At 63.2% G+C, this 12,879-nt stretch carries 10 protein-coding genes; 1 reads left to right on the forward strand and 9 read right to left on the reverse strand.

Features of this window, described 5'->3' with window-relative positions; genetic code table 11:
- Nucleotides 1-162 precede the first annotated feature (162 nt).
- Together rho and OP494_RS11690 are read right to left on the reverse strand one after the other, a co-directional pair.
- Nucleotides 163-1,422 (reverse strand): transcription termination factor Rho, encoded by a 1,260-nt coding sequence (gene rho, locus OP494_RS11685; protein ID WP_178998501.1) that lies wholly within the window; start codon nucleotides 1,420-1,422, stop codon nucleotides 163-165.
- 431 nt (nucleotides 1,423-1,853) lie between these two features.
- On the reverse strand, nucleotides 1,854-2,186 hold the full coding sequence (locus OP494_RS11690) for a thioredoxin domain-containing protein (RefSeq protein ID WP_040239573.1): 333 nt from the start codon (nucleotides 2,184-2,186) through the stop codon (nucleotides 1,854-1,856).
- 119 nt (nucleotides 2,187-2,305) lie between these two features.
- Here OP494_RS11690 and ppx point away from each other — a divergent pair, with 119 nt between their 5' ends.
- Nucleotides 2,306-3,802 (forward strand): exopolyphosphatase, encoded by a 1,497-nt coding sequence (ppx, locus tag OP494_RS11695; RefSeq protein ID WP_280540963.1) that lies wholly within the window; start codon nucleotides 2,306-2,308, stop codon nucleotides 3,800-3,802.
- Here ppx and tilS read toward each other — a convergent pair.
- From tilS to fabZ, 7 genes are all read right to left on the reverse strand, one after another.
- A complete protein-coding gene (tilS, locus tag OP494_RS11700) occupies nucleotides 3,799-5,100 on the reverse strand; it encodes a tRNA lysidine(34) synthetase TilS (RefSeq protein ID WP_280540965.1) in 1,302 nt (433 codons plus the stop codon). The two genes, ppx and tilS, sit on opposite strands and share 4 nt — an antisense overlap.
- A complete protein-coding gene (gene accA, locus OP494_RS11705) occupies nucleotides 5,084-6,037 on the reverse strand; it encodes an acetyl-CoA carboxylase carboxyl transferase subunit alpha (protein WP_280540967.1) in 954 nt (317 codons plus the stop codon). Before accA ends, tilS begins: the two co-directional genes overlap by 17 nt.
- Before the next feature lie 172 nt (nucleotides 6,038-6,209).
- A complete protein-coding gene (gene dnaE, locus OP494_RS11710; RefSeq protein WP_280540969.1) occupies nucleotides 6,210-9,716 on the reverse strand; it encodes a DNA polymerase III subunit alpha in 3,507 nt (1,168 codons plus the stop codon).
- An 80-nt stretch (nucleotides 9,717-9,796) separates the two neighbouring features.
- Entirely contained in the window at nucleotides 9,797-10,399 is a 603-nt protein-coding gene (gene rnhB / locus OP494_RS11715) for a ribonuclease HII (protein ID WP_280540970.1), read from the reverse strand.
- Nucleotides 10,396-11,559 (reverse strand): lipid-A-disaccharide synthase, encoded by a 1,164-nt coding sequence (lpxB, locus tag OP494_RS11720; protein ID WP_280540971.1) that lies wholly within the window; start codon nucleotides 11,557-11,559, stop codon nucleotides 10,396-10,398. Before lpxB ends, rnhB begins: the two co-directional genes overlap by 4 nt.
- A 12-nt stretch (nucleotides 11,560-11,571) precedes the next feature.
- Nucleotides 11,572-12,339 (reverse strand): acyl-ACP--UDP-N-acetylglucosamine O-acyltransferase, encoded by a 768-nt coding sequence (lpxA, locus tag OP494_RS11725; RefSeq protein WP_280540973.1) that lies wholly within the window; start codon nucleotides 12,337-12,339, stop codon nucleotides 11,572-11,574.
- The gene (gene fabZ / locus OP494_RS11730; RefSeq protein ID WP_075367952.1) at nucleotides 12,336-12,779 is read right to left on the reverse strand and encodes a 3-hydroxyacyl-ACP dehydratase FabZ; all 444 of its coding nucleotides are present in this window, start codon (nucleotides 12,777-12,779) and stop codon (nucleotides 12,336-12,338) included. The genes lpxA and fabZ overlap by 4 nt, the downstream gene beginning before the upstream one ends.
- Nucleotides 12,780-12,879: the final 100 nt, after the last annotated feature.

Genomic DNA, 12,879 nt, shown 5'->3' on the forward strand with positions numbered 1-12,879 from the left:
CTGGGCGCCACTCGCCTCAGCAGATTATCAAGCGTTGAGAGCTGGCCGCAGCGAGCGAAGACAAAACAAGGCGAACTCCGGCGAGCCAGCGGAGTGTACTTTAGTACATGAGCATGGCGAACCGGAGTTCAACGCCGTGTTGCCGAGCGCAGCAGGCCAGAATCAACGCCTTTTCATGGCCTCGAAGAATTCCAGATTAGTCTTGGTATCCTTCAGACGATCGATCAGAAACTCCGTCGCCGCCACGTCGTCCATCGGATTGAGCAGCTTGCGCAGAATCCACATGCGCTGCATTTCTTCCTCGGAGGCGATGAGGTCCTCGCGGCGCGTACCGCTGCGGCGGATATTGAGTGCCGGATAGACCCGTTTCTCGGCCAGTTTGCGGTCGAGATGCGCCTCCATGTTGCCGGTACCCTTGAACTCTTCGAAGATGACTTCGTCCATCTTGGAGCCGGTATCCACCAGGGCGGTGGCAATGATCGTGAGACTGCCACCTTCCTCGATGTTGCGCGCCGCGCCGAAGAAACGCTTGGGCTTTTCCAACGCGTGGGCATCGACACCGCCGGTCAAGACCTTGCCCGAGGACGGCACCACGGTATTGTAGGCACGCGCCAAGCGGGTGATGGAGTCGAGCAGGATGACCACATCCTTCTTGTGCTCGACCAGACGCTTGGCCTTCTCGATGACCATCTCGGCGACCTGAACGTGCCGCGCGGGCGGCTCGTCGAAGGTCGAGGCCACCACCTCGCCACGCACGGTGCGCGACATCTCGGTGACCTCTTCGGGACGTTCATCGATCAACAGCACGATCAGATGACACTCGGGATTGTTGCGCGTGATCGACGTCGCGATGTTCTGCAGCATCAGCGTCTTGCCCGCCTTGGGCGGCGACACGAGCAGACCACGCTGGCCTTTGCCGATGGGCGACGTAAGATCGATGACCCGCGAGGTCAGATCCTCCGTCGAGCCATTGCCGATCTCCATCACCATGCGTTCCTGCGGGAACAGCGGCGTCAGGTTCTCGAACAGGATCTTGTGCTTGGCGTTTTCGGGCCGGTCAAAGTTGATCTGGCTGACCTTGAGAAGCGCAAAATAACGCTCCCCTTCCTTCGGCGGCCGAATCTTGCCGGCGATACTATCGCCCTTGCGCAGGTTGAAGCGACGGATCTGCGACGGCGAGACATAGATGTCATCGGGGCCGGCCAGATAGGAGCTGTCGGCGCTGCGAAGAAAGCCGAAGCCATCCTGCAGGATTTCCAGCACACCATCGCCATAAATGTCTTCACCACTTTTCGCATGCTTCTTGAGAATGGCGAAGATGATGTCTTGTTTACGCGAACGTGCCAGATTGTCGATGCCCATTTCCCGGGCAATATCCAGCAGTTCGGGAACGGTTTTTTGCTTGAGTTCGGTAAGATTCATCGGTTTCGTCAGAGATTGCTCGTGTCGGCGAGGCAATGGGATTGCCGGACAAAAGACAGGAGGCGGTTGTGCGCCGCGCGGTGCGTTCAGAGGGCCCCAGGAAATCCGTTCCACTCGTCACATTCATGCCTCAAGGCATCGCCGCGCGAGGGATTGGCGAAAAACGGTATTGAGAGATTCGGTTCGCGTCGCCTGGCGCCATGCCCAGCTCCTGATCGGGAGGCTTGGCGAGACAAGAATACTTGGGGCGATCTGACGACTTGGAGGACCGCGACGGCAATGCCGCGTAAACGGTCGGGAAGCATTCGGAACAGGCGAACGTCTCGATGGTAGTCAAGGCGCTAGCCAAACGCAAGCCCACTTTGCTCATGCGTGATCCCGGGGCGCAACGCCGGGGCTTATCGGGGATGAACTCTCTCCATGGCGCGAGCTCAATTCACGAGTTGGTGGTCGAGCCATGTCTCGAGTTGCGCAGCGGACAACGCTCCCACGCGCGTAGTATCCAGCCCCGCGTCGGTAAACAGCGCCAAGGTCGGCATGCCGCGCACACCGTACTTGTGCGCCATGGCCGTATTGAGATCGACATCGCACAGCGCGACCTGCAACGTCGTCTGGCGCGCGCTGGCCAAGGCGGATAGCCGCGGGCGCAATTCGACGCAGGGGCTGCACCAGGACGCCACAAAGGCCACCAGGGTGGGCGTGGCTGCTTCCAGCACGCGGGCCTCGAAGGTGTCGTCCGTCACCTCGAAAAGCTGTTCGGACATACGCCGTCTCCTGAACATTCGGCCAATTCATCATTCCCCATTGGACGCCGCATGGCGACAATTGACAAGCCTCGGGCGCCCCCGCAACCTTGCCCTACTTCTGTGAAAAGGATCCTCGCATGAGCAGCCGCCACCCGGCGCCACGGCGTCTTGCCGCCATCGACCTGGGCTCGAACAGCTTCCACCTGCTGGTCGCCAATCATTACGCCGGTCAGCTTCAGGTCGTCGCCAAGCTCGGCGAGAAGGTACAACTGGCGGCCGGGCTCGACGCCGAAGAGTGCCTCGATGATGCCGCTTTAGAGCGCGCTCTTGCCTGCCTGGAGCGCTTCGCCCCCTACTTGAGCGGCCTCGACGCTGGCGACGTGCGCATCGTGGGCACCAACGCCTTGCGCGCGGCACACAACCGCCAGACGCTGATCGATCGAGCCGAGGCGCTGATCGGCCATCCCATCGAGATCATCGCCGGCCGCGAGGAAGCCCGTCTGATCTATCTGGGCGCCGCGCATGCGCTGGCCGAGGTGCACGGACGCCGCCTCATCGTCGACATCGGCGGCGGCTCCACCGAGCTCATCATCGGCGAGCGCTTCGAACCCCTGGCGTTGGAAAGCTTGCACATGGGCTGCGTGGCCTATACGCAGCGCTTCTTCACCGACGGCGCGATCACCGAGCGGCGCTTTCGCGATGCCGAACTCGCCGCGCTTTCGGAGCTCGCCAACATTCGGCGCCCCTATCAAGAGCTCGGCTGGCAGGACCCGGTAGGCTCCAGTGGCACCATCAAGGCCATCGCCGCCGTGCAGGCCGCAAGCGGCGACGCGCCGGAGGGCATGATCACGCGCCAGGGGCTCAAGAACCTGCGCAGTCGTCTGCTGAAGTGCAAGAAACTCGACAAGGTCACCATGGAAGGGCTCAAGAGCGACCGGGCTCGGGTATTTCCGGCCGGCGTGGCCATTCTGTGCGCCATCTTCGAGGCCTTCGAACTCGAACGCATGCGCTATTCGGATGGCGCCCTGCGCGAAGGCGTGCTCTACGACCTTCTCGGCCGCAATACCGCCGAGGATTCCCGCGCCTCGGCGCTAATCACGCTGCGCCGGCGTTTCGACGTCGACACGCGTCAGGCAAACAATGTACGCGCCACTGCCGTGCAACTCTGCGAGCACGTCGCCGACGCCTGGCCGTTGAGTCAGGAGCAGCGCCAGTTCCTGGCCTGGGCCGCCGAGTTGCACGAAATCGGCCTGGCGGTCTCGCACAGCCAGTTTCATCGTCACGGCGCCTATCTGCTGGAAAACTCTGACCTGGCCGGGTTTTCGCGCCCCGAGCAACAAGCCCTGGCCTTTCTGGTGCGTGCCCATCGACGCAAGTTCCCCGGCAAGGAGCTCGATGCCCTTCCCTCGGCCTCGCGATCGATTTATGCACGACTGGCGCGGCTATTGCGCCTGGCGGTGGCGCTCAATCATTCGCGCCCCGAGCAGCCCGCCCTCGACGTCCGCCTCGAGGCCGATGGCGACACCCTGCGACTGGCACTCGGCCAGGCCGAACAGCCGCTGCTGATGGCCGACCTCGAGCAAGAAGCGCGGTACCAACGTAGCGCCGGCTTCTCGCTGGTTATCGACACCTAACCGAGCCGGTGGTCGTGAGGCATCGGCGCCAGCCGCCAGCCTTCGGCAGCGGCCACGCCCAGCACCCCGACCAGGGTATCGCCTTCCCAGGCCAGCCACAGGCGTTCGCGTTGCCAGGGGGGCACCCCGGCTTCCTGCAGGAGCCGTTTGACGTCGCGCCGGCCGCGTCCCGCCACGCGCAGCGTCTCACCGCCCCGACGCCTGCCCAGCGTGAGACGGATATCACGCGGCGGCTCGGGTATCAGCTGCCAGTCCAGGGGGCCCGACGGCGTTTCCAGTGGGGTGACGCCATCCCACGCGGCTTGCCAGCCAACATCGACAGGCTCGAGCGGCGCCAGCAGATAGAGATGCCCTCGCCAGCGCCTGGCCTGGGCACCCGGCCAATCCAGGCGTACCTGGGCATCGTCGCGGGCCTGCAATTGATCGAGCAAGGTTTCGAGGCGCGCGCGCGGCGGCGTGGGTAGGCAGAGCTGCCGACAGGCATGCCGTACGAGAAGCCGCTGACGTGGACGAGACAGCGCCAGGAGATCCGCCACCGGCAAGCAGGCCGCTTCGCCACCCAGTGCCTGCAAGGTTTCTGCAGCCAGCTCTTCCAGAAGCGCATCGCTCTCGCCCAGTTGCTCGACGGTACGCGCGAACGATGTCGCTGCACCCGGCCAGCGTGCCGCCAGCGCCGGCATGACCGTATGACGCAGATAGTTACGGTCGAAGCGTTCGTCGGCGTTGCTCGGATCATCGACCCAACGCAGGCCACGTGCCGCGGCCTCGCGCTCCAGCGCTGCCCGCGTCACGGACAGCCACGGCCGGACCATGCAACGCCCCTGCCACTCGCGTCTCTCAGGCATGCCGGCCATGCCGCGCAAGCCACTTCCGCGCAAGCCCGCCAGCAACAGGCCTTCGGCCTGATCATCGGCATGCTGCGCCAGCAGCAGTGTGTCTCCCGGTGCAACGCGGCGCGCATACGCCGCGAGCCGCGCCTCACGGGCATGTGCCTCGAGGCCGCGCTCACCACATACCACCGTGACACGCTCGACGAAGAGCGGCACGCCAAGGCGTGAACAAAGCACTCGACAATGCCGCTCGAAATCCTCGGCTGCGGGCTGCAGGTCATGATTGACGTGCAACGCATAGAGCGCCCGTGGATGACGGCGACACGCCTCTACCGCCAGCGTCAGCATCAAGGAGGAATCCAGGCCACCCGACAGCGCCACCCAAACGCAACGCCCCGGCGAGGTCATCGCCAGGGCGTCGTCGACAAGGGCTTCGGGGATCGGCCGTGCGTTATTGGGGCGCGCCATAACTCATCAGACGCTCATAGCGACGCGACAGAAGGTCATCCGTCTCCATGGCTTCCATTCGCTCGAGGCTCGCGCCGAGGGCGTCCTTGATGCTATCGGCCATCTTCTGCGGGTTGCGGTGCGCGCCCCCCAGCGGCTCCTTGATCAGGGTATCGACGAAGCCCAGCTCCTTGAGGCGCTCGGCGGTAATACCCATCGCGTGCGCCGCCTCGGAGGCCTTTTCGGCGCTCTTCCACAGGATCGAGGCGCAGCCTTCCGGGGAAATGACCGCATAGGTCGAATACTGCAGCATCTGCAGCTCATCGCAGACACCGATCGCCAGTGCCCCGCCGGAGCCACCCTCGCCCACGACGGTGGAGATGATCGGCGTCTTGAGGCGCGACATGACCGCCAGATTGTAGGCGATGGCCTCGCTCTGGCCGCGCTCCTCGGCGTCGATCCCGGGATAGGCGCCGGGGGTATCGATGAAGGTCAATACCGGCATCTTGAAGCGCTCGGCCATTTCCATCAGCCGGCACGCCTTGCGATAACCTTCCGGGCGCGGCATACCGAAGTTGCGCCGCACCTTCTCCTTGACGTCACGCCCCTTCTGATGACCGATGACCATCACCGGTTTGTCGTCGAGGCGCGCCACGCCACCCACGATGGCGGCGTCATCGGCGAAGTGACGATCGCCATGCAGCTCGTCAAAATCCTCGAACAGGCTGTCGAGGTAATCCAGCGTGTAAGGACGCTGAGGATGACGCGAGAGCTGCGATACCTGCCAGGCGCTAAGATCGCGAAAAATCGATTCGGTGAGCTTGCGATTCTTGTCTTCAAGCTTGCCGATTTCGTCGCTCAAGCTGATACGGCTGTCGTTACCGACCAGGCGTAGCTCATCGATCTTGGCTTCCAGCTCGGCGATCGGCTGTTCAAAGTCCAGGTAGTTGGGATTCATAGAACGTCTACTTTGTGGTCTTGGGCAGCCCGGGGCCGCACGTCCGATGTCGCACGAGGCGACGCTGTGACGGACAGGGCATGGCGCCAACCGGCCGTAAACCGGCATTATCGCACCCTGAACGCATCACGCAAGACACCGCGCGCCAGCAACATCGCCAGCGATGGCGGAATCACCCACGATAACGCAACGTGACCGCCTCCTGCCCCTCTACTTCACGCAGGGCGATGAGCAGGTCGTCGCTGGGCGACACCCGCCAGGGTTCACCCAGTTCCAGCACGCCGCTGGCCTGGGGATTGCGATAACGTACGCGCACCGGCAAACCCTGGGGATCGCGCCAACGCGTCAGGCTATCTTGCAAATTGCGCGCGAAACGTCCGTTGAGACGCGCGCCGTCCACCGCAAGCTCGACGGCCTCGCCATAGCGCGTGCGCGCATCGACCATCGGCGTCACTTCCTTGCCACGCAGGCGCAGGCCGCCCGAATAATCGTCGGTGCTCACTTCGCCTTCGATGATCAGGACGTCATCGGCGCCGAGCTTGCCACGCATCTGCTCGTACATCTCGCCGAACAGCGACGCCTCGATACGCCCGGTACGGTCGTCCAGGGTAATGAAGGCCATAGTGTCGCCGCGCTTGGATTTCATGGTGCGCATGGCCACCACCAGCCCCGCGACACGCTGCGATTCGCCGCGCTGGGGTTTCAGATCGACGATGCGCGTCGACACGAAGCGCTTGAGCTCGCTTTCGTACTCGTCGATGGGATGGCCGGTCAGGTAGAGGCCCAAGGTATCTTTCTCGCCGGCCAGACGCTCTTTGTCGGTCCACTCGCGGGCATGGTGATAATCGGCATAGACATCGCCGCTTTCCGGTTCGACGAAGGCATCGCCGAACATGTCGATCATCCCCGCGCTGGCATTGGCATTGCTCTGCGACGCCGCCTTGAGCGCGGCATCCAGCGACGCCATCAACACCGCGCGGGTCGGCCCCAGGTTGTCCAGCGCGCCGGAGCGGATCAACGCCTCCAGCGTGCGTTTGTTGAGCCGCTTGGCGTCGACACGGCGACAAAAATCGAACAGGTCGTCGAAGGCGCCGTCGGCCTCGCGCGCCTCGACGATCGCACCGATGGGCCCTTCACCGACACCGCGAATCGCGCCCAGGCCATAGACGACGCGATTTTGCTCGTCGACGGTGAACTTGTAGCTGCCGATGTTGACGTCCGGCGGCGTGACCGTCAGCCCCTGCTTGCGGCATTCCTCGATCAGCGGCACGACCTTGTCGAGGTTGTCCATCTCGGTGGACAGCACAGCCGCCATGAAGGGCGCGGGATAATGCGCCTTGAGCCACGCCGTCTGATACGAAACCAGTCCGTAGGCGGCCGAGTGTGACTTGTTGAACCCGTAACCGGCGAATTTTTCCACCAGATCGAAGAGGTTGCCGGCCAGATCCTTGTCGATACCGTTGGCGGCACACCCTTCCATGAATCCGGCGCGCTGCTTGGCCATTTCCTCGGGCTTCTTCTTGCCCATGGCACGCCGCAGCATATCCGCCTGACCCAGGCTGTACCCCGCGATCACCTGAGCGATCTGCATCACCTGCTCCTGATAGAGGATGATGCCATAGGTGGGGCCGAGCACCGGCTTGAGCAGCTCGTGCTGATAATCCGGGTGTGGATAGGCAACCTCGGCACGGCCGTGCTTGCGGTTGATGAAGTCATCGACCATGCCGGATTGCAGCGGCCCCGGGCGGAACAGTGCCACCAGGGCGATCATGTCCTCCAGCGAGTCCGGCTGCAGGCGCTTGATCAGCTCCTTCATGCCGCGCGATTCGAGCTGGAAGACCGCCGTGGTTTCGGCCTTCTTGAGCATGTCGAAGGTGGGCACGTCATCGAGCGGGATCGAGGCGATATCCAATGGCCCCTGGCCTTCGCGGGCGCGCACCGTATCGACCATCTCCAACGCCCAGTCGATGATGGTCAGCGTGCGCAGCCCCAGGAAGTCGAACTTGACCAGCCCGGCTTCCTCGATGTCGTTCTTGTCGTACTGCACCACCAGCCCGCTACCGTCTTCTTCACACAGCAGTGGCGAGAAATCGGTCAGTTTGGTGGGCGCAATCACCACCCCGCCGGCGTGCTTGCCGGTGCCGCGTGTGATGCCCTCGAGCTTGAGCGCCATATCCCAGATTTCCTGGGATTCCTCGTCGTTGTCCAGGTATTCCTTGAGCGCCGGCTCCTGCTCGATGGCTTTGGCCAGGGTCATGCCAACTTCGAAGGGGATCAGCTTGGACAGTTTGTCGCCCATCGAATACGGCTTGCCCTGGGCGCGGGCCACGTCGCGGACCACGGCCTTGGCGGCCATGGTGCCGAAGGTCACGATCTGCGAGACGGCGTCCCGCCCATAACGGCTGGCCACGTACTCGATGACCCGATCGCGCTTCTCCATGCAGAAGTCGACGTCGAAGTCGGGCATCGACACGCGCTCCGGGTTGAGGAAGCGCTCGAAAAGCAGATCATACTCGAGCGGGTCCAGGTCGGTGATCTTGAGCGCGTAGGCGACCAGCGAACCGGCCCCGGAACCACGCCCCGGCCCTACCGGAATGTCGTTGTCCTTGGCCCACTGGATAAAGTCCATGACGATCAGGAAGTACCCAGGGAAGCCCATCTCGAGGATGATATTGAGCTCGAAGTCGAGCCGCTCGCGATAGGCCCCCTCGTGCTCACTGAGATCGCGCCCGGGATAGATCGGCATCTCGCCGGTAAAGAGCTTTTCGAGCCGCTCGGTGAGACCATCGTGGGAGATCTTGCGGAAGAAGCTCTCCATGCTCATGCCGTCCGGCACCGGGTACTCGGGCAGGAAGATTTCTCCCAGCGGTACGTCGACGTTGCAGCGCGCGGCGATCATCACGCTATTTTCCAGCGCCTCGGGCAGGTCCGAGAAAAGCTCGGCCATTTCCTGCGGGCTCTTCAGGTACTGCTCTTCGCTGTAGCGGCGTTCGCGACGCGGGTCATCCAGCGCCTTGCCCTCGCCGATCGCCACTCGCGTTTCGTGGGCCCAGAACCCCTCGCGGGTCAGGAAACGGACGTCATTGGTCGCCACCACCGGTGTCTGGGTTTCGGCCGCCAGCGCCACCGACAGGTGCAGGCATTCCTCATCGTGTTCGCGCCCGGTGCGCTGGACTTCCAGATAAAACCGGCCGGGGAAGGCGGCGTTCCAGGCATCGCACATTTCGCGCGCCGCCTGGCCGTGTTCGGTCAGAAGATGGCGGCCGATTTCCCCTTCGCGGGCACCGGACAAAGCGATCAGCCCGGCGCTTCGGGCGAAGATCCACTCCTTCTTGAGGATCCCTTGGCCGCGCTGCTGCCCTTCGCTCCAGCCTTGAGATATCAATTCGGTGAGATGGCGATAACCGTCGTTGCCCATCGCCAACAGCGTCAAGCGGTACGGATGCGCCTCGTCGTGAGGATTCTCCATCCACAGGTCGGCGCCGATGATCGGCTTGAGACCCGCGCCCTGGGCGCCTTTATAGGCCTTGACCAGACCGAACATATTGGAATCGTCGGTCACCGCCACCGCGGGCATGCCACCCTCGGCCGTCGCCTCGATCAGCGGCTTCAAGCGCACCAGGCCATCGACCAGGGAATATTCACTGTGCACACGCAGATGAACGAAAGGCGTAGTCATGACGAGCTCTTGAGACGAAACGGACGATGCCGCCCGGGCGACATCTTCCTGAATGAATTGGGTAACGGCGTGATGTGGCGCTACGCCGGCAGCAACTGCTTGACCGGCGCAAACGAGCGGCGATGTTCATCGAGCGGCCCCAGGCGCTCGAGCGCCTCGCGGTGCTCACGGGTAGGATAGCCCTTGTGGCGCGCAAACCCATACTCGGGATAGCGCTCGTGCAGCGCGAGCATCTGAGCGTCGCGCGTCACCTTGGCCAGAATCGAGGCGGCGCCGATGGCTCCATGGCGCTGGTCGCCCTTGACCGCGCACTGCCCCGGCACATGATGCCCCGGCATCCGATTGCCGTCCACCAGCAGATATTCCGCGGCCACCGGCAAGGCGTCGATGGCACGCCGCATGGCCAGATGCGTCGCGTGGTAGATGTTGAGAGTGTCGATCTCGGCGGGCGACGCTTCGCCTATTGCGAAGGCCGTCGCGTGTTGGCGAATGGCCTCGGCCAATACTAGGCGGCGTTTTTCGCTGAGGGTCTTGGAGTCGGCCAACCCCTCGATGGGACGCGCCGGATCGAGAATCACCGCGGCCGCCACTACGCTGCCCACCAAAGGGCCGCGCCCCACTTCATCGACGCCCGCCAGACACGCGCCCTGATAATCGATCACCAACGGTGGTAGCCCCGTCATGCGTTCTCCTCCCCTAGCGGCAAACGGCCGTGCGTAATCAAGCCGTCGATGGCCTCGGCGGCGCGCTCGCTGGCGCCACGCTGGAGCGTGGCGTGCAAGTCGGCAAAACGCGCCTCCATCGCCTGGCGCTTGGCATCGTCACCAAGCCATTCGAGCAGCGCCGCGCCGATCGCATCAGCACTGGCGGCGTCCTGTACCAGCTCGGGCACCAACGTCTCCTGAGCGATCAGATTGGGCAGCGAGATCCAGTCGGTCTTGACCATGCGCTTGGCCAACCAGTGCGTGGTCGGCGCCATCTTGTAGGCCACCACCATGGAACGATGGCAGAGCATGGCTTCGAGCGCAGCGGTCCCGGACGCTAGCAATACCGCATCGGCGGCGGTCATCGCCTGACGCGACTCGCCATCGCACAGGACGACGATATCGCGGACCGGATGATCGGCCAGCAGGCCCTCGAGTTCTTCGCGACGTGCCGGGGACGCCGCCGGCACGATCACTTGCAGAGCGGGGATGCGTTCGCGCAACCAGGCGACGCTATCCAGAAACGTGGGCCCCAAAAAGCGGATCTCGTTACCGCGTGAACCTGGCAACAACGCCAGCAACGGGGCCGTGGATGAGAGCCCCAGTGACGCGCGTGCCGCCTGGCGATCGTTGACCAGCGGCAATTCATCGGCCAGCGGATGCCCGACGAAGGCCACCGGTACATCATGGCGCGCGTAGAAAGCCGCCTCGAAAGGCAAAAAGGTGAGCATGGCATCGACCGACTGGGCAATGCTCTTCACTCGCCCCTGGCGCCACGCCCAGACCGAGGGGCTGACGTAATGCGCGGTGGGGATGCCGGTGACACGCAATTGACGCTCGAGCCCCAGGTTGAAGTCGGGCGCATCGATGCCGATCATCGCGTCCGGCTGCCACGCCAGGGCGTCACGCCGCAAATGACGCCGAACCTTGATCAGGCCAGGCAGGTGCTTGAGCACCTCGACCAGCCCCATGACCGATAGCGTCTCCAGCGGGTACAGCGAGTGCAAGCCTTCGGCGAGCATGCGTGGACCGCCGATACCGCGAAACTCGGCGTCGGGATAGCGACGCTTCAGCGCCTGCATCAAGCCGGCGCCGAGGATATCGCCCGACAGCTCTCCCGCGACCAGGTAGATACGCATGACGTGCCTCGTTCAGCGCGTGATGCCGCGCTGGGAATCCTTCAGCGACGCCAGGAACGTCGCGACTTCCGGGCCTTCGAAATCGTTCGCGAGACGCTCCAGCGCTTGCTCCATGGTCAGTCCCTGGCGATAGACGGTACGGTAAGCTTCTCCCAGCGCTCGCAGGGCCTCGCGCGAGAAACCGCGGCGCTTGAGCCCCACCAGGTTGAGCCCGTGCGTCTGCGCAGGGTTGCCATTGACGATGACGTAGGCCGGAACATCCTTGGTGATGATCGACCCTCCACCGCACATGGCATGGGTACCGATATGGCAAAACTGATGGATCGCCGAGAGACCACCCAGAATAGCGTGATCGCCGATGGTGACATGCCCGGCCAAGGTCGCCTGGTTGGCGAGAATGCAATCATCACCGATGACGCAGTCGTGTCCGACATGCGCATAGGCCATAAAAAGATTGCGCGAGCCGATAATAGTTGCTTCTTTGTCCTGCACTGTACCGCGATGCAGGGTAACGCCTTCGCGCACGACATTGTCGTCGCCCATCTCCAGGCGCGTGGGTTCTCCGGCGTACTTCTTGTCCTGACAGTCCTCGCCGACGGAGGCGAACTGGAAGATCCGATTGCGCTTCCCCAGGCGCGTGGGCCCCTTGAGCACCACGTGCGGACCGATCACCGTGCCGTCCCCGATTTCCACTTCGGGGCCAATCACGCAGAACGGGCCGATGTCGACGTCATCGGACACACGCGCACTGGGGTCGACGATGGCGGTGGGATGAATCAAGCGACTTTCCTCTCGGCACAGATGATCTCGGCTTCGCAGGCTAGCTCGCCGTCGACCGTAGCACGACAGGCGAATTTCCAGATCCCGCGCTTGCCCTTGATGACGTTGGCTTCCAGGCGCAGTTGATCGCCCGGCATCACCGGACGCTTGAAGCGCACGTTATCGCTTCCTACAAGATAATAGACATAACCGTCGGCGGGCATTTTGTTGACGGTCTTGAAACCCAGGATACCGCATGCCTGAGCCATGGCCTCGATGATCAACACGCCGGGCATGATCGGATGATGCGGGAAATGCCCATTGAAAAATGGCTCGTTGATGCTGACATTCTTGTTGGCGACGATCGACTCGCCGACCGTGATCTCCATGACGCGATCCACCAGCAAGAACGGATAACGATGCGGTAGATACTCACGGATCTCGTTGATGTCCATTACCATCGATACAACCTCTGAAATAACGAAGTGCCTGCCATGAAGGCAGGCACACGAGGACGGAGTACTCCGCCTATCTGGGTGGGCTAGGATTATACAGATCCGC

Origin of the sequence: Chromohalobacter sp. 11-W, from assembly GCF_029889905.1 — a bacterium.
Taxonomy (GTDB): domain Bacteria; phylum Pseudomonadota; class Gammaproteobacteria; order Pseudomonadales; family Halomonadaceae; genus Chromohalobacter.